General features: G+C 56.4%; 1 pseudogene. It reads right to left on the bottom strand.

Going from position 1 to position 509, the window contains the following annotated elements:
* Positions 1–252: 252 nt before the first annotated feature.
* A pseudogene (locus BN1133_RS20245) lies at positions 253–509 on the bottom strand (alpha-amylase family glycosyl hydrolase); the annotation flags it as partial.

Here is a 509-nt window from a genome sequence, read left to right as displayed (position 1 = left end):
CCACACAGATACGCTCGCCTGACACAGCGCGCGACACAGTGATAGTAAGGCGTATCCGCCAGGCTCACCTGGCTACGACGAGGCAGAGGCATCACACACCTCCCGCTTCAACAAACATTCATCAACTGTAGAGCCGGACTCCCAATAACCCCAAACAACGATGGGTGTCCATGTTAATTTCATGGGTGTCCATGTTAATTTCAACTGTAGAGCCGGACGCCCAATAACCCCAAACAACGATGGGTGTCCATGTTAATTACTCTTGGCAAAGCGGCGTGTCAGGAACGTCCCCGAGCAGAGACGATGCCAGCGCTCGACCACCTCGGCATCGCTCCAGCCCAGGGCGCTCTCTTTGTCCACATGGAGCACCAGATGCAGGTGGTTGGACATCACCGCATAAGCGCAGATGTGGATGGCAAAGAGCTGACCCAGCAGCAAAATCCGGCTCTCGACCCACTCCCGCCGGTGGGCATAGCTCTGCCCACTCAGGGCATCGAGACCACACAGAT

Source organism: Aeromonas schubertii, from assembly GCF_000820105.1.
Taxonomy (GTDB): Bacteria; Pseudomonadota; Gammaproteobacteria; order Enterobacterales; family Aeromonadaceae; genus Aeromonas; species Aeromonas schubertii.
This window is presented reverse-complemented; position numbering and strand designations above follow the sequence as displayed.